The following is a 385-nucleotide window of genomic DNA, read 5'->3' as shown; positions in this document are numbered from 1 at the left end:
TGGCAAGCCTGTCGCTTGACGATTTGGTTGATGCAATTGACATCAGTTTTGACCAGGCAACCGAAGTCATCGAAAGAGCCAAGCGTTTGCTGGCGCAAAAACATGCCAGAGAGGTCTTAACCTCGCATGATGAGCCGGAAGCATCTGAAGAAGCAGGCGAAGAGGTTGCTGAAAGTTCACCCGGCGAAGAAGTAGCTGAAGCATCAGCAGAAGGTGATACAGGGGAAGAAACCTCTGTTGAAGAAAATGAATCAGATGAAATAGAGAGTTCAGCAACAGAAGTGGATTCTCAATCTGATGTTGCTGAAGCTGATACGGAAACTGAAGAATTGAGCGCAGAAGAGGCTGCAGCTCAGGATGAAACGTCAGATGAAAAAGAGACTGC

The 385-nt window shown here is 47.3% G+C and carries 1 protein-coding gene; it reads left to right on the top strand.

The window, feature by feature from the left end:
- Positions 1–385 (top strand): hypothetical protein (locus I6F37_RS44550; RefSeq protein WP_225155065.1); only part of this gene is annotated, 385 nt, incomplete at both ends.

This window comes from Bradyrhizobium sp. NBAIM08 (assembly GCF_020193935.1).
In the GTDB taxonomy this organism is placed as follows: Bacteria; Pseudomonadota; Alphaproteobacteria; order Rhizobiales; family Xanthobacteraceae; genus Bradyrhizobium; species Bradyrhizobium yuanmingense.
Note: the sequence above shows the minus strand (reverse complement) of the source record. Positions and strands in the feature narration are given on the sequence as shown.